Source organism: Bacillus sp. 16GRE42 (genome assembly GCF_019837435.1).
Lineage (GTDB): Bacteria > Bacillota > Bacilli > Bacillales > Bacillaceae_G > Bacillus_A > Bacillus_A wiedmannii.
Genome location: NZ_JADAXF010000002.1, coordinates 600,929 through 618,685, shown reverse-complemented (window position 1 = coordinate 618,685; position 17,757 = coordinate 600,929). Strand labels below are relative to the sequence as shown.

Below are 17,757 nucleotides of genomic sequence, written 5' to 3'. Positions count from 1 at the left end.
TTAGTTCGACAAAATATGACAAAGGAACATAGCTACATCTGTTATGATGACTTTGGTAATTTTACATTTTGGAGGATTAATAATGAACAAAAAGAAGATTTTAGCTGCGTTAATAGGAATCATAGTGTTACTTGTAATTATTAATGTAGTTATTGCGAAGGGAAAAACGACATCAACTAGTGAAAAAATGTACACTGAGAAAGAATACAATAAATTAGTAGATGAACATTATGAAGAAATGCAAAAGTTAAAAAGTGATATGGGTGTATTAGAAACTGAAAAAAAATCTCTTGATGCGCAAGTTAAGAAGTTAAAAGATGAATTAGCGAAAAAAGAGCAAGAAGTAGTACAACAGCCAGTTCAACAAGAACAACCTAAGCAACAACCAGCCCCAGCTCCACAGCCGGAAACGAAAGAAGAGCCGAAACAAGAACAGCCTACAGGGGCATTCGCAAACCCTGTGAAAAGTATAAATAAAACAGATGCAATGAACAAAGTGAAAGAAAAAGCGAAGCAAGACTTTCAAGATGATTATATGACGCAAAACTTTGTTGCGGATGAACAATCAAAAGCATTTGATTTCTTAAACGGAGTAGAGATCAAATCACAAGAAGAATTGAACGTGATGAAGAAGGCATTGGGAGATTTTCCTAACGATTTTATGACCGCAAAGTTTGTTTATGAAGAGCAAATGAAAGCAAAGAATAAGCAAGGGTAATACAAAAACGCTATCTTTTTAAAAAGGTAGCGTTTTTGTTATGGGTTATAAAGTCGTTCCTGCATTTTACATATACAGTCAAACTGTATAAAATCAAACTTTGATATAAATAAAAACAATCTTAAAATAGATATAAGCGTAGAGAAGCAAAATTCTAGTAGTGATCTAATGCGTGTTAGAATCCACAATTAAAAAGAGGAGTGAAATTTCACTCCTCTTTTACTTTTTATGTATAGTGACTATGACTAAAGTTAATAAAAATTGCTTCTTTTAAAAGAAGCAATTTTATAGAGCATGCCTACAATTTAGAATTTACCACATACATTGTCGTGAATATGTATAATTACATAAAAATTCAGAGGAAAAGAGAGTATACTTTCTTATTGTGTAATAAAGATAAGGCCCGCCTACGGAAATAGGTGGGCTTTTTTAATGTACAAAGAGAAGACATCTTCTAAGATGTCTTCTTAAAAAAATCCTTCATCATTTTAACATCTTCAATATTCAACATCACACCTTCAACCTTATCTTTCTTCTCATCTTTAGCAATCGTAATTTGCTTCTTATTATCAACCCACACAAGAAACTCTTCTTTTGCGTCATCTTTATATGTAACGGTAATAGTAGAATGTGCTGATTCTCTCTTTTTTTGATCTAGTGTGATTGTTTTAGGTGTGCCTTTTTGAACTGCTGAAACGATAGATTGTATCATTTCTTCGTTGTCTGTTTGAGATTTTGAAACGTTGTTATTTATTGTGCTAAGTATTTCAATATCTGTAATATTTGCGGAGTTTAATTGAAAGGTAGTTTGTGTATGTTCTTGCTTAGCTTGTGAAGCTTTATCTGTAGCTGAGGTGCTTGTACATCCTATTAAAGTGAAAGATAGAGCGGTTAGAGCGCATATAGATATGATTTTTTTCATAGTATCCCCCTTTACCTTAAATTATAACAATTTTCTGTTAATTTAGGTAGTTATTGTAAGTAGATTTGTTCTACTAGTTTTAGGATAGAAAAAATTCACATAACTTTTTTCATATTTTATGTTTAACATTTCGAAAATGGGTGTACTACATATAATATAACAAATAATTCATTTTAGAGGAGGAAGTTAAAGATGGAAACGAAGTATAGTAAACCTTTTGTATATGAATTTATTACGGAGAAAGAGGTCATGAATGCGGCGAATGATCTAGTGAAGAAAGGGATAGACCAAAAAGATATTTACGTATTAACACATGAGAAAGAAAGGACAGATAGAATCGCAGACAATGCAGACGTGAATACAATTGGAATAAAAGAGGAGGGACTTGGGACAAGCATTATTAACGTCTTTCAAAAAACGGGAGATCAGTTAAGAAATAAGATGCAAGAGTTAGGACTTAATGAGGAAGAAGCTAACTTTTATGAAGAAAAACTGGATGAAGGAAAAATCTTGTTATTCGTTAAGGATTTAGAAAGAATCGGTGAATGGTTACAAGAAAGAAGATGCACGTATTCTATTTAAATTTGTATCCTTTAAATCTATAAATCTATTACGAAAAGGAGATTGGAAATATGAGTGAGAGCGGGCTAAAAGAACAAATTACCGGTAAAGTTGAAAAGAAAAAGGGGCAAGTAAAAGAAGGAATTGGTGAAGTTACAGAAGATAGAGAGTTGAAAAATGAAGGGAAGTGGGAGAAGACGAAGGGAACTGTAAAAGAAAAAGTCGGAAAAGTGAAACAAAAGATAAGTGATGGATTGGATAACAAAGAATAATACATGTTTATCAAGCTTTGGTTAAACGCCAAAGCTTGATAAATCCATTATAAAAATAATATAGGAGGTCTAATTATGGGACTTATTATTACGTGTATTGTAGGTGGACTTATTGGTGCATTAGCTGGAATGATTACGGGAAAAGACTTTCCTTTAGGTATAGTTGGTAATGTTATTGCCGGATTAATCGGATCTTGGGTAGGTAGTGCCTTATTTGGTCACTGGGGCCCTGAATGGGGAGGTATCTTTATTCTTCCAGCTTTATTAGGTGCAATCGTCTTTATTTTAATCGTTACATTCTTTTCTAGAATGCTACGGAAAGCGTAAGTATGATAATGAATAGTAATCTTAATTTTGTTATATATAGCTATAAGGTTAACGAACTGATAAATATACATAAAAAAGCATCCAATTAAACTAATTTGGATGCTTTTTTATGTATTTTACATAGGAATGAGTGGAGGATGAAGAACCCCCACTCATTAAAATTATACTTTCTAATATGTATTAAACCATTGTTACTTTTTCACAATTATTTATTCTTACGACCTGCCTTGGTTCTATATGAGATAAGTCCTCGCTATTACCTATATCAACTACAATTGTATTCGTTAGTATGTTAATAATGGAACCAATTAATTTTGTAGCATGATCGTGTCGATAAGAAAATTGAACAAAATCTCCCTTTTTAAAGCTGTGCTCTTCCATAGATAGATCCCCCTAAAAATAATGTTTATACATTATACATACACAAATTTATAAGGTTTAAACATTTGGTAGTATTTTTTTTAGTGTTAAGCTGAGAAAGGTGTAGAAAATTTATTTATAATTAAAATGAAAAAATATGTTTAAAACTAATTTTTATGGGTAATTAAATAGTAGTAGTTTGAGATAAGGGGGCGGAAATGATGAATTTGGCAATAAATATTTTGCAAAGTGATTTAGGCTATACAGTACAACTTAATGGTGAGATTGATGCGTATACGGCATCAGATTTGAAAAATAAGGTAATGCCTATTGCAAGCGAAAAAGAGGTTCATATTGTAGTAGATTTTACTGAGGTAGAGTATATGGATAGTACAGGCTTAGGCGTATTTATAGCTCTTTTAAAAACAATTAAGAAAAATGATGGCAAGCTAGAATTTATTGGTGTCTCTAAAAGACTAAAAAGATTATTTGATATTACAGGACTAACAGAAATATTAAATTTGAATTCCGATTTTGAAAAAGTAGAAAGAAGGTGACTAGGGATGATGGAGAAATTTGAAAAGATAGAAATGAAAATTCCTGCAAAAGCAGAATATGTGGCTATTATTCGTTTAACAATGGCTGGTGTTGCGAATCGAATGGGCTTTGCTTATGACGATATAGAGGATATGAAAATTGCTATTAGTGAAGCATGTACAAACATTGTACAACATGCGTATAAGGAAGACATTGGAGAAATTACAATTGTCTTTGGTCTATATGAAGATCGATTAGAAATTATGGTTGCGGATAATGGAGTTAGCTTTGATTTTAGCACTTTAAAAAGGAAAGTTGGTCCGTATGATATTAATAAACCAGTAGAACATTTGCCGGAAAATGGTCTAGGTTTATATTTAATAAATACGTTAATGGATGATATACAAATTATGCATGATGAGGGCATGACAGTTTTAATGACAAAATATATACAAAGAGAGCAGGTGGAGAATGATGGAAATCCAATCTCAACCTACAAATCTTACTAAAGAAGACGTTATTAAACTAATTGCAGAATTCCAACAAAACCAATGTGATGAAGCGCAGGAAAGATTGGTTAATCATTATAAAAATCTCGTATATTCCATTGCATATCGCTATTCAAAAGGTGGGCCAATGCATGAGGATATTATACAAGTAGGAATGTTAGGGCTCTTAGGCGCAATAAGAAGGTATGATTATTCGATAGGGAATGCTTTTGAGCCATTTGCAATACCTACGATAGTAGGTGAAATAAAGAAGTATTTACGTGATAAAACTTGGGGCATTCATGTTCCAAGGCGAATTAAAGATTTAGGCGGGAAGATTAAACTTGCGATAGAGGAGCTAACAGATCATTTGCAACGTTCACCGAAGATTATAGAGATTGCAGATCATTTAGGATTATCCGAAGAGGAAGTGCTAGAAATTATGGATGCAAAAAATAATTATCGAGTATCGTCCTTAGATGATGTAGTTGAAAATTCATCTGATGGAAGTTCCGTAGCGAGAATTGAATCTGTAGGTGAAGTAGAGCAAGGATATGAAGAGACAGAAAGACGTCTCGTTTTAAAGGATATTTTTAACGTATTAAATGATACGGAAAAGAGTGTCATTCATTATATATTTGGAGAAAATTTAAATCAAAAGGATACAGGAGAACGGTTAGGTATTTCACAAATGCACGTTTCTCGTATTAAAAGACAAGCGATAAATAAATTGAAGCAAGCAGCGTTTTTAGATACATAAAAATTTTAAAAAATTATGTTTAAAACATGAGAAAAGGGGTAGTTATTAAGTATAGGAGGAGATATTAAAATGTCACACGATGTGAAAGAACTAATCGAAGGATTGAACGAAGATTTAGCAGGAGAATACTCGGCAATTATAATGTATAACCATAATGCAGCTACAGTTTCTGGTATATATAGACAAGTGTTAAAACCTTTCTTTGAATCTGAAATTAGTGATGAACAAGGACATGCCTTATATTTAGCGGAGAAAATTAAGACGCTAGGTGGTACACCTACTACGATCCCTTTACCAGTGAAACAAGTAGAAGATGTTAGAGAAATGTTAGAAGAAGCTAGACAAGCAGAATATGAAACAATTAAGCGCTATGAAACGAGAAAAGAACAGGCAGCGAAATTAAATATGACAGAGTTAGTTGTAAAGTTAGAAGATATGATCGCAGATGAAACAAATCATATGGAAGAATTAGATCGTCTTTTAAAAGACAAAGCGATGGTGTTAAATTAATAGTGGAAATTTACCCCACTTTAATGGGCAGTAAGACCCCCACCTCAAAATGCAGCGAAAGCAAAGAATTTAGGTGGGGGATCAACTGCCCATAAAAGTCCGATTGGTTCAACTAATAATCAGTGGGGGATGAAGAAAACCCCCACTGATTAAAGTTTCACTTTATAGAGTGAAAGAACAAACCCTCATTTCTAGGGGTTTGTTCTTTTGCTGTATAAATATGTTTGAGTAGGAAATTTTCATTTTGTAACTGAGTATGCAATACTAGAAAAATAGAAAATGATAATAGATTTACATTTTAAATAAGAAAAGGGGAAATAACTTGTGTCCATTTTAATTGTCGATGATAATCCGGTTAACATTTTTGTAATTGAAAAAATTTTAAAACAAGCCGGATATCAGGATCTTGTATCGCTTAATTCTGCACAAGAGCTTTTCGAATACATCCATTTTGGAAAAGATTCTTCCAGGCATAATGAAATTGATTTAATACTATTAGATATTATGATGCCTGAAATTGACGGACTTGAAGTTTGTAGGCGATTACAAAATGAGGAGAAGTGTAAAGATATTCCTATTATTTTTGTAACAGCTTTAGAAGATGCGAATAAATTAGCTGAAGCGCTTGATATAGGCGCAATGGATTATATTACGAAACCTATAAATAAAGTTGAATTGTTAGCGCGTATGCGTGTAGCATTACGCTTGAAATCGGAATTAAATTGGCATAAAGAACAAGAAGAAAACCTTCGTAATGAATTAGATTTAGCTACACAAGTACAAAGAAACTTATTAAGTAGCCCATTAAGAGAAGATCATATAAAAATTGAAGCAAGTTACTTACCTTCATTCAAACTAGCTGGAGATATGTATTATTGGTATAAAACCGATGAAAACCGCTATGGTATTATATTATTAGATGTGATGGGACATGGTGTATCTGCTTCATTAGTTTGTATGTTTATCTCGTCTGCATTACGTGAATCGATTAAATGTTTAATCGATCCAGAACTTGTCATTAAAGACTTAAATAAATATATGACCCTTTTACATAATGAAAATGACAATATCCCATATTATTTTACAGCGATATACTTAGTAGTGGATACAGAAAAGAGAACAATTGAATATGTAAATGCAGGACATCCTTCTGGGTACGTTTTAGTTGATGAAGCGAATGTAGTGGAACTAAATCGCGGGAGTTGTGCGGTAGGATTTTTTGATGAAATAAAAGTTGAAAAGACAGTTATACATTTTGAGAAGAACGCTCAAATCGCATTGTTTACAGATGGTGTTCTTGAAGCAATTGCAAATGATGAATTTGAGTCTGAAGAGAAATTACGTGCTTTTACAGAAAGAAAATGGGGAGATTTAGAAGAAGAGATAGAAGGGTTTTATAAGGAAGAACAGAAGAAAACACAATCAGATGATATGTGCCTAATTATGATACAAACGAATGCGAAATAAAAAGCGTATGAAATCCAAACAGAGGATTTCATACGCTTTTTATTGTATTTTTTGATAGATTTGTTCGTTAGGATTAAACTGGATATAATGCGGCATTATATGTGAAAAACGAAGAGTTTCTTTATTTCCTAAACATAGGAATCCATTGTGGCCTAAACTTTCATAAAATAGTTGCTGTACTTGGTTTTGAAGTTTACCTGTAAAGTAAATTAAAACGTTACGGCAAAGTATAATATGAAATTCGTTAAAAGATTGATCGGTTACTAAATTATGCTGCGCAAAAATAATGTTTTGTAACAGGGATGGATTAAAATAAGCAAAACGACTATCTGTTGAATAATAGTTAGAAAATGCTTGTGTACCGCCAGCTTGTAAATAGTTTTTCGTATAAGTTTGCATTTTATTTAACGGAAGGATGCCTTGTTTTGCTTTTTCTAACACATTTGTATTCATATCTGTTGCGTAAATAACAGCTTTTTCACTTAATCCTTCTTCGTGAAGTAAGATGGACATTGATAATACTTCTTCACCGGTTGCGCATCCAGCGTGCCAAATTCTAATTTCAGGATACTTTTTTAATTCAGGAATCACATGCTCTCTTAGTGCCTTAAAAAAAGCAGGGTTACGGAACATTTCAGTTACGTTAATGGAGAAATCATTTAATAACTGTTCTAAAAACCCTTCCTCATGAATTACTTTTTCAATTAATTTTGAAATGGTAGGGATATTAGAGAGCTGCATTCTATTACAAATTCTTCTATAAATAGATGTGCGAGCATATTGGCGAAAATCAAAGCCAGATAGTTTAAATACCGCTTCCAATAGTAATTCAATTTCTAAGTTCGTGCGCTTATCCATATCTACAGATGGGTCAAAATTATAATACTTATTTTCCACTTAAACTAAACCTCACTTATTTTATTAACCATACACTCATTACTGAATAGAGTTGATGTAAATTTAATGGTTTACTTATATAATCTGAAGCGCCAGCAGATAAACATTTTTCTTTATCATTTGGCATTGCTTTAGCAGTTAGTGCGATAATAGGTACTTCATGTAACCGTAAGTTCATTCGGATATGTTCCATCGTTTCATAACCGTCCATATTCGGCATCATAATATCCATTAAGATAAGGTCAATATTTGTATTGTTTTTTAGTATTTCTAAACACTCTATGCCGTTTTGTGCAGTAATAATGTTGGCATGTTGTTTTTCTAATGCATTTTGTAATGCAAATATATTTCGATGATCATCATCGACAATTAAAATAGTTTTCTCTTGGAAGACGTTATTTGTTTCTGCCGTCACAATAGTTTCCTCAATAACTTCAGCAGGAATAACATCTTCTATCGTTGCTGCGACTTCTAAATTGGATACTTGTATATCAGTTAACCCATTTGGAAGGTTAGGGATATATACGGTGAAAGTACTGCCTTCTCCTACGTTACTCTCTAACGTAATCCAACCACCTAATAATCTAGCAAACTCTTTACAAATAGATAACCCTAAGCCTGTACCACCATATTTTCGAATCGTTGCCCCATCTGCCTGTTGAAAGGCTTCGAAAATGAGTTGATGCTGTTCTTTTGCAATACCAATACCAGTATCTTTTACTGAAATTGTCATCCAATCTTTACTTATATACTGCATATCATGACTCAAATTAGTTGTTTCTATCGAATCGAAATGTAAAGTGACGGATCCTTTTTCCGTGAATTTAAATGCATTGGATAATAAGTTTTTAATAATTTGTTCAATCCGTTTTGCATCTGTGTAAAACAAATCAGGAATCGTATCACTGTCTTCAATCATAAATTCAACATTTTTTTGTGCAGCTATATGTAAAAAGTTTTGCTGCATATTTGCTGCCATGTCACTTATGTTCGTTGCTTCAAAAATCACATCTAGTTTTCCGGCTTCTACTTTAGATAAATCTAGTATGTCATTAATTAAAGTAAGTAAATCTTTCCCTGATGAATGAATAACGGTCGCTAATTCAATTTCATCATCGGATAAATGATTATCATGATTTTCTTTTAACATTTCAGATAATAGTAAAATACTATTTAACGGTGTGCGTAATTCGTGTGACATATTTGCTAGAAATTCTGATTTGTATTTTGAGCTACGTAATAACTCACTTGCTTTTTCTTCTAATTCTGATTTAGTAATTTGTAAGTCAGCTGTCTTTTGCTCGGCCTCTTCCGTTCTAGACTCTAGTTGTTCATTCGTTGTTCTTAATTCTTCGGCTTGCATTTGTAGTTCTTCAGCTTGCGTTTGCAATTCTTCTGATTGAACTTGTAACTCTTCTGTCATTGCTTGTGATTCATGTAAAAGAGTTTGAATTCGCATACGTCCCATAATACTATGGATCGTTAAACCTAGGTTATCAACAGTTTGTTGAATTAAATCTTGATGTAAGTCTGAAATCTCAGTTACACTTACTAACTCCATTACTGCAATCACTTCATCTTCAAATAAGATAGGGATGACTAGTAGGTTTTGAGGGCGTATTTCTAATAGGCCGCTAGTGACATAACGAAATTCTTCTGGTATTTCTCGAAGAATAAAGATTTGTTTTTCTAAAGCACATTGCCCAATTAAACCTTCACCCATTTTAATGGATTGTTTTCCGACATCAGAACCTTGATCGGCGAAAGAAGCTTTTTTCACATAGTAGACAGTTTCTTCAATTTCTTCACGTACATAAAATGCACCGCAAGAGGTTTGCGTTTTTTGTATAACTCCACTAAGAATTTTTTTACCTAACATCTCAATAGAAGGTACACCTTGATACATTAAAATTAATTCTGCAAGCTCGGTTTGTAACCACTCTCTTTTAGATATTTCGTCTAGTAGGTGGTTCGTTGTATGAGCAAGATCTTTTATTTCATCCCGCGTGTTTACATGAATTCTTTCAGTAATTTTTTCTTTAGAAGAAATGGATTTAATAGCTTGAATTACATTTTTAATCGTTTTTGTAATGGAATTCGAAATATAGAGTGAAATGATAATAGAAATACAAGAAAGTAAGAACAATAAACTGTATAACCAAATCTCTAATTTATTATTTTCAGTATCTAATTGTGCAGCTCTTTTTTTCGTTAGTTGCTCCTCTACACCACGGAAGTTAGTTATCTGCGATTGTAATGACTGAATTTGAGTCGTGTCGATTGCTTGTATGTTATTACTATTGTGATTTGTAATGAATGGGTGAATCTCTTTATTAATCCAACTATTGATGTTTTCATTAATCTGTTTTAATTTTTCTTGCTGAGAGGGGTTATCCTCTAATAGAGCAAAAAGATCTTGATAATGTTTTTCGTAATCCTTTTCCGCAGTGTTAAGGGATTGAACGTAATTTGCATCATTAGAAGTAATAAATCCTTTCGCTTTATTTTCAATTGTTAGCAATTCTTTCTCCACTTGATTCGTTAAATTAAGAACTTTAAAATCGTGATCAATAATAAAATTACGAGATTTTTGTAGATTGGAAATCTCATTGTTTAACATAATGAAAGAAATAAGTAAGAACAAAATCATAACTAAATAACCAGCCATAATTTTGTAGCGAATACTAAATTTTGCTTTCGATTTCATTAAAAATTCCTACCTTCAAGGTTATTAAAAGTTTTCTATTGTAAAGAATGAAAAACGTAATATATATTATATCAGTTTTCATAAGGCCAAACTAGAAATCCCCCTATTGTATAAGGGGGTCTCGTTTTGAATAGAGGAAATCATTTTGAAATATAAACATATATGAAAAGTAACGATCGAGGGAATCGGGGGATAATAAAACTTTTAAGAAGGAAAGAGTGTGCTTAAAGCTTTTTTTGCATCTATTCCTTCAAAGATAAATAATACAAGCTCTCTCTTTTTTACAGTAAGGAAAAAGGATATTAATGTGCTTAAGCTTTTAATAGAAGTAAGTGTTCCATGTTTACTTATAAATAAATTAGTTTGAAATGTTGTCATTAAAGCATAAAAATGATGAATCTGCGTTATTGTAGGTGTTTCATTATAAAGAATAGTAGTAGATTGGATTGCATTCATCGAAATATTCCCTTCCATATAGTAAGCATAACAATATAAACATACCCGTTTTAAAAAATGTTAAACATATAAATAAGAAAAAATATAATTATAGTATTTTAGGTTTAGAAAGGGTTACGAAGGGTATACATATACTACAAAGAGATTGACTGAAGATGAATTATAAGATTTCTAGTCTATAAAAATATACTTTTACTTTAAATAAAAAGGAGTCTGGTATACATGAATGAAATGATGATTGATATTACATTTGATTTAATTTACTTGTTAAGTAGTTCGCTTGTAATCCTTTTATTATTCGCTTTTTTCGTAAATGGTTATGTTAATAAGAAGATTAGTGTATACAGAAATGAAGAAAGATAAAGATACACTATATAAAATTTTAGGAGGTTAATAGTTATGAATGTAGATAGAAAAATAGTAGGTGTTTTTAGAACAATTGATGATGCGGCATGTGTTATTAATGAATTAAATGATAAAGGATACTCGGCGGATAATATTTCAGCTATTGCGAAGGATCAAAAGGAAATTGAACATCTGGAAGAAAAATCGGGTGAAAAAGTGAATCATGAAACTGCACATAAAGCGGATATCTTTTCAGCGACAGGGCTTGTGGCAGGAGGAGTAGCAGGCGGACTCGGTGGTTTATTAACAGGTCTTGGTATACTTGCCGTTTCTGGAATGGGTCCAATCGTAGCAGCGGGACCTATCGCAGCAGCTATTGGAGGGGCCGGTATAGGCGGAGGAGCTGGAAGTTTAATAGGAGCATTTATCGGATTAGGAATTCCCGAAGAACATGCTAAGAAATATGAAGAATACATTTACGATGGAAATATATTAATTTTAGTAGATGCAAAATTAGATGATAAGTTAGAAATCTATAAAATATTTGATAAGCATAATGCTTATAACTCTGATTTCTTTAAATAATATTTACTTCACATATCAATGATGCAAAATATAAACATAGTGAATATCGTTTTTTGATCTTACAACTTTGGCGCGGCCGAGGAGTCGTATGACTATAAGAGAGGAAGGGCTTATAGTAAAAGATCAAGTTCTATTATGATATTAAAAAGGGAAGAGGTGTCTTTTCGTGATTGTAAAAATAGTAAAGGATAGTAGTAATAGTTTCCTTTGTACAGTTCAAAATCAAAATGGGGAGAAGTATGTAAAGAAATGGTTTCATAAACAGAAAAACAAGGAAGAAGTAGGGCGACCAACTTTTAAAGAAGTAGAAAAGGATTGGAAAGAAAATAGAGAATCATTTATGTATCCGAATGTTAAAGCAATTTATTAAGCATAATAGGCGCTTTAATCTTACAAAATTGTCACACTCCTGTAAGGTAATTCAATAGATTAGATACTTTTTCCGTGTCATAATAAAGACATAAGAAAGCGCATTAAAAAATTACAACTTATTAGGAGAGTGTCAGTCATGATTGTAACAACAACGTCTGGAATTCAAGGTAAAGAAATTATTGAGTATATTGATATTGTAAATGGTGAAGCTATTATGGGTGCAAATATTGTCCGCGACTTATTCGCTTCCGTTCGTGATGTTGTCGGTGGTCGTGCTGGTTCTTACGAAAGCAAGCTAAAAGAAGCTCGTGATATCGCAATGGATGAAATGAAAGAACTTGCAAAACAAAAAGGTGCGAACGCTATCGTTGGTATTGACGTAGATTACGAGGTTGTTCGTGATGGAATGTTAATGGTTGCTGTCAGTGGTACAGCTGTACGTATATAAGTAAATGAAAAACAGGCTCCCCCTTGAAGTTGATGCTTTGAGGGGATTTTTTTGTTTCATGATTAAAGTTAAAATGAAGAAGAGAGGATGGATTTTTATAAGTGGAAAAAATAAGATGAGGGCGAATGTACTAGCTTACTCAAATGATATAACCGTTTAAGTGATAAAGTTGAAAAGAAACTATAATTTACATATGTTTAAAGTGGCCAAAACTTTTTCGTCAAACGTTATTGTATAAAATGCTAGGATTGCTCCTAGCATTTCGTGAGGGGATATTGCACGGGAATTTAGATAATAAGCAGACGTACCCGCTTATTTCAAATGTAGTATATATTGTTTTCAAGGAGAAAAGTAAGAAGTACAACAATCTATATATATGTATAATGAGAGTGTCAACTTTATGATAAATAATAAAATTGTTATTTGAGGTAAGGGGAGAAATAATGGTATGAATAACTTTAGAGGGTGTATAGTTTATAGAAATAAACGATTGAGCATGTAAGGCGTTGTATTACATAAAATTTATAAAGCATTGGAGGCAGTCACATTATGTTTTGGTTAGGATGTTTTTTAGGATATATTGTAGGTTCAGTTATTACATGTGCTCTACTTTACTATGGGTATAGATCCAATGAAAATAAAAAAGTGGATATACAAAAGAGGGAGGAGAGGAAAATCAATAAAAAAGGTGTATAGGATGTGAAAGGCAAGGTGATAGCATTGATGCAAAAGTAAAGGACAGTACATATTGTATATGACTACTATGTACTGTCCTGATTATTCTTTTTGGATTATGAAAAATTATCTCCTGTCTTACTTATAAATTTCATAGGCGAAATAACCAAATAAATAGCCTATTCCGGCCCCTAAACTAACTGAAAGCAGGGAGAGGTCCGGGAAAAACATACCGAAAATCAAACCGATCATACAGCCAACAAGCATTCCCATAGGTATGAAACTATTTAATAACAGTTGAGCTTTTTGAGATTTTTTCTTACCTAATTTTCCGTTCTTATATTTATGTTCCAATCTTTTCATTACAAATACTACAATTCCACCAACTATTACAACAGGCGCGATTGCCGAAATGAACCACATGTGAAAATCTCCTTTTACCTTTTAATGGAATTATACCAGGTGTTTATAATTATATGTTTCTAAACGTATTATTTAGTCTATTTAAAAGGTCAATCAAAAAGACTTCTTCAATTGCATTTAATAACTCGTCAAAAACACTTTCCCTTTCGTTTTCTCAGCAGACTGCACGACATCAACTGCTGCTTTCACATCCGCTAAGTCATACGTAGAATGTACCGTCATAAAACGTAATTGCTTATTTTCTACTAAACGAATTAAGTGATGAAACGTTTCTTGCCATTTATATGGTGACACTTCTTTATTCCAATGTCGTAAGTGAAATATGTTCGCGTGCACTTTTGCTTTCGTGACAATCTCTGCCCAGTTCACTTGTATTCCTGATAGAAGCCCGATCGTTAAAAAGTGCCCGTTTGGACGTAAGGAGAAAGCTAATGCATTTCCATCTGGTCCTCCGATAGAATCAATCGCAGCATCCGCACCGAGCCCGTTTGTTAATTCCATAACTGTTTCATAAAGCGGGGCAGTGGAAGTATCAATTACATACTTAGCACCAAGGCGTAGTAATTCTTCTGTATGCTTATTATTTCTTGTAATAGCAATTAATCGGAAGTTTAAAATTTGTGATAACTGTGCAAATAAATGTCCAATAGCGGATCCGCAAGCATTCACTAATAAAACGTCATTACGCTGTAAGTTTAACGTTTCTGTACATGTAACCCATGCCGTAAGTGGATTAATATACATTTGTGCCGCTGTGAAATCATCGATGGAATCAGGAATAGGGACTACAAAATCAGCTGATGTCTTCACATACTCTTGCCAAGTACCTTCGCCTCGTAACGGTAAAACACGTTTACCGATAAGCTCTCTAGTAACGCCCGTACCTACATCTTCGACAATACCAACACCTTCATAACCAGGTATGTTAGGTAAAGGGATTCTATGAGCGTACGCTCCGGTTATGGGAATTAAGTCAGATGGATTGATCGGTCTAACTAACATACGGATTAAAACTTCATTATCTTTTAATGGTTCTATATTTTTATATTCAACTTGTAATACATCTTTTGGGTTCCCAAACTCATGAAATCGAATGTGTTTTCCGTGCAAGATAAATGTGCCCCCTTAGTTTGATTGGGTTTATTATAGCATTTTCAGTTTAAATGATTATTTCATTAGCACTAAGTAAAAGGGAACAGAAAGTCGTCGTTTATACTTTGAGGAGATTTTGATTGTGCAAACTTTTAAAATATACATTAATTATGTAGCATTGCTGAATAATAATCTTACATAAATATCAATGCATTTCGATATACAATAATTAATATTTGTATTTGGTAATGAGGATGAAGAGGAATAAGTGACTTATCCCGCTATTTGTGGGAGTCGGGCTGTATGTAAAAGCCTTCACTTTATCAAAATGTAAGCTGTATCTTGTATAATATAATGGTGGAGGTCGAATATGAAAAAAATAAATTCAAATATAGATTTGGATAAAAATGTATTGGAAGCGGTATTTATTCCAAGAAGGTTTATTATTTTATGGATTACACTCGTATATATAGCTTCAATGCTTTTAGAATTTCGTAATAGTATTCTCTCAATGGATAGTTTCTTCTTTACAATAGTCATTGTTATTCATACTGTTTTTCATTGGTATGCTAGTTCATTAAGGAATAGGCAATTGTTATACTTCTTTTTTGTACAACTTTTCATTGTGTTTTTGGCTGCATTTATTGTACCAAATGCTTCGATAGCAATTTTTGTTGGATTAACACCTATTTTAATTGCCCAAAGTCTATATGTTTATCACAATATATTTAAAGTAATAGCAGTTTTTACTCTTATGTACGCCATATTTTGTACTGCAATTAGTATAAATTATGGTGTGAATAAATTAGCTATTCTTATTTCTATGTTTCTTTTAGTGTTAGCAATTATTATTCCTTTTTCTTATATTAATAAGCAGCAATTTGATGCACGTAATCGTATACAGAGTTATATTCAAGAGTTAGAGTCTGCATATATGAGAGTGGAAGAATTGACATTAGCTAATGAAAGACAGCGAATGGCAAGAGATTTACATGATACGTTAGCGCAAGGTGTAGCGAGCTTAATTATGCAATTGGAAGCAATAGATGCCCATATGCAAAAAGGGAATACAGTGCGATCTCAAGAGATTATGAAACAAACTATGATAAGAGCGAGACAAACTTTACATGATGCAAGGCTGGTTATTGATGATTTGCGTCATACTACCAATTCATTTAATAAAGCAGTAGAGGAAGAAGTTCAACGTTTTTCTGAGGCTACGTCTATACACGTGAGATTTACTATTCAAAGCCCTCCGCATATTTCAAGCGTAGTAAAAGAGCACTGCTTATATGTAATTAGTGAATGTTTAACGAATATCGCAAAACATTCGCAGGCAACAGAGGTAAATTTAAAAGTTGAATATATCGATGATCTTGAAAAACTTACTATTGAAGTTGAAGATAATGGAATTGGTTTTGACACTGGAGATATCGGTAAGAATCCTGGACATTACGGCTTAATTGGCTTAAATGAGCGTGTTCGATTGATGAATGGAGAAATACATATATTGAGTGAAAAGATGAAGGGTACGAAAGTGTATATTCAAGTACCTATCAATCATGAAGGAGATAGCCATGAAGTATAACGTATTAATTGTGGATGATCATTTCGTTGTAAGAGAAGGTCTGAAATTAATAATAGAAACGAGTGATTCATTTCAAATTATAGGTGAGGCTGCAAACGGAGAAGAAGCCCTTTCTTTCATAGAAAAAAAGAAACCTGATGTTATTTTAATGGATTTGAATATGCCTAAAATGAGTGGTTTAGAAACAATTGAGGCTTTGAATGAAAAACAAAACCATACGCCGATTATTATATTAACTACTTATAACGAAGATGAATTAATGTTAAAGGGAATTGAGTTAGGGGCAAAAGGATATTTGCTAAAAGATACGGATCGTGAGAATTTGTTTCGAACATTGGAAGCGGCTATTCGAGGTGAGATATTACTACAACCCAATATTATGGAAAAGATAGTGAATTATAAAAGGAAAGAAATACATGCTAATATGGTTGAAGAAAATAACTTAACAGAAAAAGAATTGTTTGTGTTGAAAGCTATTGCGCGTGGAAATAAGAATAAAGAAATTGCATTCGATATGGGAATAGCTGAGCGAACGGTAAAAGCGTATTTAACAAATATATACAATAAATTAGGTGTTAATTCAAGATCAGAAGCAGTAGCTGTATCTATTGAAAGGAAATTAATTCATTTTTAAAACATTATATATGCCCAATCGTACATTATAGGCTTGCCCTTTTGTACGATTTTTTTATTTCTTTCTCATGTTATGCTTTAGAAAGTATGAGAGATTTAAGAACGCTCTAATTGCGTTACACAGACGTTTTTAATGTGGGAAAGGAAGAAGAATAATTAAATGGCAACTTTGTTTTTAATTTCTGTAGTAATTTTCTTTATTTGGCTGCAAAGCAAACAAACAAAATTAAACTGGATACATATTATTACTTTTCTCATGATGATAGGGATTATTACTTATACGGCGCCGCAACCAATGACTAGAGATTTACAAGCAGAGTTATTGGCAGTTATGCTTTTTTCTTTCGCTATTGGTGTTTGGCAAGGTGGGGGAATTACAGTCTGTTATGAGGATGGAATTTTATATATTACAAATGGAAAACAGTATTCCATTTCATGGATTCTCTTAATAATTGGCAACATAATTATTATTAATATATTTGAAGATGGATTTACATTTAATGGACCGTGGTTTCTTTTATGTAGTGTTGTCATGGCATCTGGGGTGAAAAACAGTATTCTATGTGTTCTGTACAAATTAACAGTGCGAAATTGAATAGGAAATCAAAGCTGTT

22 protein-coding genes and 1 pseudogene are annotated in these 17,757 nt (G+C 32.6%); 16 read left to right on the top strand and 7 right to left on the bottom strand.

What is annotated here, in order from left to right; genetic code table 11:
- Positions 1-82: 82 nt before the first annotated feature.
- Positions 83-718: a hypothetical protein gene (locus ILS93_RS15520; RefSeq protein ID WP_064473785.1), complete on the top strand. Its 636-nt coding sequence runs from the start codon at positions 83-85 to the stop codon at positions 716-718.
- Positions 719-1,172: 454 nt separating this feature from the next.
- On the opposite strand, the gene ILS93_RS15515 is transcribed toward ILS93_RS15520, so the two are convergent.
- A complete protein-coding gene (locus tag ILS93_RS15515; protein WP_222660817.1) occupies positions 1,173-1,640 on the bottom strand; it encodes a hypothetical protein in 468 nt (155 codons plus the stop codon).
- Positions 1,641-1,832: 192 nt separating this feature from the next.
- Here ILS93_RS15515 and ILS93_RS15510 point away from each other — a divergent pair, with 192 nt between their 5' ends.
- The 3 genes from ILS93_RS15510 to ILS93_RS15500 all read left to right on the top strand — a co-directional run bounded on the left by ILS93_RS15510 (position 1,833) and on the right by ILS93_RS15500 (position 2,800).
- Entirely contained in the window at positions 1,833-2,222 is a 390-nt protein-coding gene (locus tag ILS93_RS15510; RefSeq protein ID WP_000448807.1) for a YflT domain-containing protein, read from the top strand.
- 50 nt (positions 2,223-2,272) lie between these two features.
- Positions 2,273-2,473 (top strand): CsbD family protein, encoded by a 201-nt coding sequence (locus tag ILS93_RS15505; protein ID WP_000004264.1) that lies wholly within the window; start codon positions 2,273-2,275, stop codon positions 2,471-2,473.
- Positions 2,474-2,548: 75 nt separating this feature from the next.
- Complete coding sequence (locus ILS93_RS15500; RefSeq protein WP_000522902.1) at positions 2,549-2,800, top strand: GlsB/YeaQ/YmgE family stress response membrane protein; 252 nt, start codon at positions 2,549-2,551, stop codon at positions 2,798-2,800.
- 180 nt (positions 2,801-2,980) lie between these two features.
- Here ILS93_RS15500 and ILS93_RS15495 read toward each other — a convergent pair whose 3' ends face one another.
- Positions 2,981-3,181, bottom strand: a complete 201-nt coding sequence (locus ILS93_RS15495; protein ID WP_064473787.1) for a hypothetical protein — start codon at positions 3,179-3,181, stop codon at positions 2,981-2,983.
- 197 nt (positions 3,182-3,378) lie between these two features.
- On the opposite strand from ILS93_RS15495, the gene ILS93_RS15490 reads away from it, so the two are divergent.
- From ILS93_RS15490 to ILS93_RS15470, 5 genes are all read left to right on the top strand, one after another.
- The gene (locus ILS93_RS15490; RefSeq protein WP_149173367.1) at positions 3,379-3,717 is read left to right on the top strand and encodes an STAS domain-containing protein; all 339 of its coding nucleotides are present in this window, start codon (positions 3,379-3,381) and stop codon (positions 3,715-3,717) included.
- Between the two features lie 6 nt (positions 3,718-3,723).
- On the top strand, positions 3,724-4,206 hold the full coding sequence (rsbW, locus tag ILS93_RS15485; protein ID WP_088047893.1) for an anti-sigma B factor RsbW: 483 nt from the start codon (positions 3,724-3,726) through the stop codon (positions 4,204-4,206).
- Entirely contained in the window at positions 4,169-4,945 is a 777-nt protein-coding gene (sigB, locus tag ILS93_RS15480) for an RNA polymerase sigma factor SigB (RefSeq protein WP_149173366.1), read from the top strand. The genes rsbW and sigB overlap by 38 nt, the downstream gene beginning before the upstream one ends.
- A 69-nt stretch (positions 4,946-5,014) precedes the next feature.
- Positions 5,015-5,455, top strand: coding sequence for a ferritin-like domain-containing protein (locus tag ILS93_RS15475; RefSeq protein ID WP_064473790.1), 441 nt, complete (start codon positions 5,015-5,017; stop codon positions 5,453-5,455).
- Positions 5,456-5,779: 324 nt separating this feature from the next.
- Positions 5,780-6,922, top strand: coding sequence for a fused response regulator/phosphatase (locus ILS93_RS15470; RefSeq protein WP_103656024.1), 1,143 nt, complete (start codon positions 5,780-5,782; stop codon positions 6,920-6,922).
- A 39-nt stretch (positions 6,923-6,961) separates the two neighbouring features.
- On the opposite strand, the gene ILS93_RS15465 is transcribed toward ILS93_RS15470, so the two are convergent.
- The 3 genes from ILS93_RS15465 to ILS93_RS15455 all read right to left on the bottom strand — a co-directional run bounded on the left by ILS93_RS15465 (position 6,962) and on the right by ILS93_RS15455 (position 10,982).
- Complete coding sequence (locus ILS93_RS15465; RefSeq protein ID WP_064473792.1) at positions 6,962-7,819, bottom strand: CheR family methyltransferase; 858 nt, start codon at positions 7,817-7,819, stop codon at positions 6,962-6,964.
- Positions 7,820-7,835: 16 nt separating this feature from the next.
- Positions 7,836-10,526 carry a response regulator gene (locus ILS93_RS15460; protein WP_098103371.1) on the bottom strand — a complete coding sequence of 897 codons (2,691 nt, stop codon included), beginning with the start codon at positions 10,524-10,526 and terminating at the stop codon, positions 7,836-7,838.
- A gap of 204 nt (positions 10,527-10,730) precedes the next feature.
- The gene (locus tag ILS93_RS15455) at positions 10,731-10,982 is read right to left on the bottom strand and encodes a hypothetical protein (RefSeq protein ID WP_002011075.1); all 252 of its coding nucleotides are present in this window, start codon (positions 10,980-10,982) and stop codon (positions 10,731-10,733) included.
- A 222-nt stretch (positions 10,983-11,204) separates the two neighbouring features.
- Between ILS93_RS15455 and ILS93_RS15450 the strand changes: the two genes are divergently transcribed.
- The 4 genes from ILS93_RS15450 (at position 11,205) to ILS93_RS15435 (ending at position 12,732) form a co-directional block, all read left to right on the top strand.
- Entirely contained in the window at positions 11,205-11,345 is a 141-nt protein-coding gene (locus ILS93_RS15450) for a hypothetical protein (protein ID WP_001004564.1), read from the top strand.
- Positions 11,346-11,381: 36 nt separating this feature from the next.
- Positions 11,382-11,912, top strand: coding sequence for a general stress protein (locus tag ILS93_RS15445; RefSeq protein WP_001100080.1), 531 nt, complete (start codon positions 11,382-11,384; stop codon positions 11,910-11,912).
- A gap of 166 nt (positions 11,913-12,078) precedes the next feature.
- Positions 12,079-12,282, top strand: a complete 204-nt coding sequence (locus ILS93_RS15440) for a DUF4028 family protein (RefSeq protein ID WP_064473795.1) — start codon at positions 12,079-12,081, stop codon at positions 12,280-12,282.
- 138 nt (positions 12,283-12,420) lie between these two features.
- A complete protein-coding gene (locus ILS93_RS15435; RefSeq protein WP_000637510.1) occupies positions 12,421-12,732 on the top strand; it encodes a YbjQ family protein in 312 nt (103 codons plus the stop codon).
- Positions 12,733-13,523: 791 nt separating this feature from the next.
- Here the strand turns inward: ILS93_RS15435 and ILS93_RS15430 are convergent.
- Positions 13,524-13,830 (bottom strand): annotated as a pseudogene (locus tag ILS93_RS15430) (hypothetical protein).
- Positions 13,831-13,947: 117 nt separating this feature from the next.
- Positions 13,948-14,943: a zinc-dependent alcohol dehydrogenase family protein gene (locus ILS93_RS15425; RefSeq protein ID WP_064473797.1), complete on the bottom strand. Its 996-nt coding sequence runs from the start codon at positions 14,941-14,943 to the stop codon at positions 13,948-13,950.
- A 349-nt stretch (positions 14,944-15,292) separates the two neighbouring features.
- On the opposite strand from ILS93_RS15425, the gene ILS93_RS15420 reads away from it, so the two are divergent.
- The 3 genes from ILS93_RS15420 (at position 15,293) to ILS93_RS15410 (ending at position 17,738) form a co-directional block, all read left to right on the top strand.
- A complete protein-coding gene (locus tag ILS93_RS15420; RefSeq protein WP_098103373.1) occupies positions 15,293-16,510 on the top strand; it encodes a sensor histidine kinase in 1,218 nt (405 codons plus the stop codon).
- The gene (locus ILS93_RS15415) at positions 16,500-17,144 is read left to right on the top strand and encodes a response regulator (protein WP_064473799.1); all 645 of its coding nucleotides are present in this window, start codon (positions 16,500-16,502) and stop codon (positions 17,142-17,144) included. The genes ILS93_RS15420 and ILS93_RS15415 overlap by 11 nt, the downstream gene beginning before the upstream one ends.
- 159 nt (positions 17,145-17,303) lie before the next feature.
- A complete protein-coding gene (locus ILS93_RS15410) occupies positions 17,304-17,738 on the top strand; it encodes a hypothetical protein (RefSeq protein WP_064473800.1) in 435 nt (144 codons plus the stop codon).
- Positions 17,739-17,757: the final 19 nt, after the last annotated feature.

Excerpts from the sequence above, each read along its gene's own strand:
- ILS93_RS15520 (WP_064473785.1), top strand. The coding sequence starts at position 83 with ATGAACAAAAAGAAGATTTTAGCTGCGTTAATAGGAATCATAGTGTTA.
- ILS93_RS15515 (WP_222660817.1), bottom strand. The coding sequence starts at position 1,640 with ATGAAAAAAATCATATCTATATGCGCTCTAACCGCTCTATCTTTCACT.
- ILS93_RS15510 (WP_000448807.1), top strand. The coding sequence starts at position 1,833 with ATGGAAACGAAGTATAGTAAACCTTTTGTATATGAATTTATTACGGAG.
- ILS93_RS15505 (WP_000004264.1), top strand. The coding sequence starts at position 2,273 with ATGAGTGAGAGCGGGCTAAAAGAACAAATTACCGGTAAAGTTGAAAAG.
- ILS93_RS15500 (WP_000522902.1), top strand. The coding sequence starts at position 2,549 with ATGGGACTTATTATTACGTGTATTGTAGGTGGACTTATTGGTGCATTA.
- ILS93_RS15495 (WP_064473787.1), bottom strand. The coding sequence starts at position 3,181 with ATGGAAGAGCACAGCTTTAAAAAGGGAGATTTTGTTCAATTTTCTTAT.
- ILS93_RS15490 (WP_149173367.1), top strand. The coding sequence starts at position 3,379 with ATGATGAATTTGGCAATAAATATTTTGCAAAGTGATTTAGGCTATACA.
- rsbW (WP_088047893.1), top strand. The coding sequence starts at position 3,724 with ATGATGGAGAAATTTGAAAAGATAGAAATGAAAATTCCTGCAAAAGCA.
- sigB (WP_149173366.1), top strand. The coding sequence starts at position 4,169 with ATGATGGAAATCCAATCTCAACCTACAAATCTTACTAAAGAAGACGTT.
- ILS93_RS15475 (WP_064473790.1), top strand. The coding sequence starts at position 5,015 with ATGTCACACGATGTGAAAGAACTAATCGAAGGATTGAACGAAGATTTA.
- ILS93_RS15460 (WP_098103371.1), bottom strand. The coding sequence starts at position 10,526 with ATGAAATCGAAAGCAAAATTTAGTATTCGCTACAAAATTATGGCTGGT.
- ILS93_RS15455 (WP_002011075.1), bottom strand. The coding sequence starts at position 10,982 with ATGAATGCAATCCAATCTACTACTATTCTTTATAATGAAACACCTACA.
- ILS93_RS15450 (WP_001004564.1), top strand. The coding sequence starts at position 11,205 with ATGAATGAAATGATGATTGATATTACATTTGATTTAATTTACTTGTTA.
- ILS93_RS15445 (WP_001100080.1), top strand. The coding sequence starts at position 11,382 with ATGAATGTAGATAGAAAAATAGTAGGTGTTTTTAGAACAATTGATGAT.
- ILS93_RS15435 (WP_000637510.1), top strand. The coding sequence starts at position 12,421 with ATGATTGTAACAACAACGTCTGGAATTCAAGGTAAAGAAATTATTGAG.
- ILS93_RS15420 (WP_098103373.1), top strand. The coding sequence starts at position 15,293 with ATGAAAAAAATAAATTCAAATATAGATTTGGATAAAAATGTATTGGAA.
- ILS93_RS15415 (WP_064473799.1), top strand. The coding sequence starts at position 16,500 with ATGAAGTATAACGTATTAATTGTGGATGATCATTTCGTTGTAAGAGAA.
- ILS93_RS15410 (WP_064473800.1), top strand. The coding sequence starts at position 17,304 with ATGGCAACTTTGTTTTTAATTTCTGTAGTAATTTTCTTTATTTGGCTG.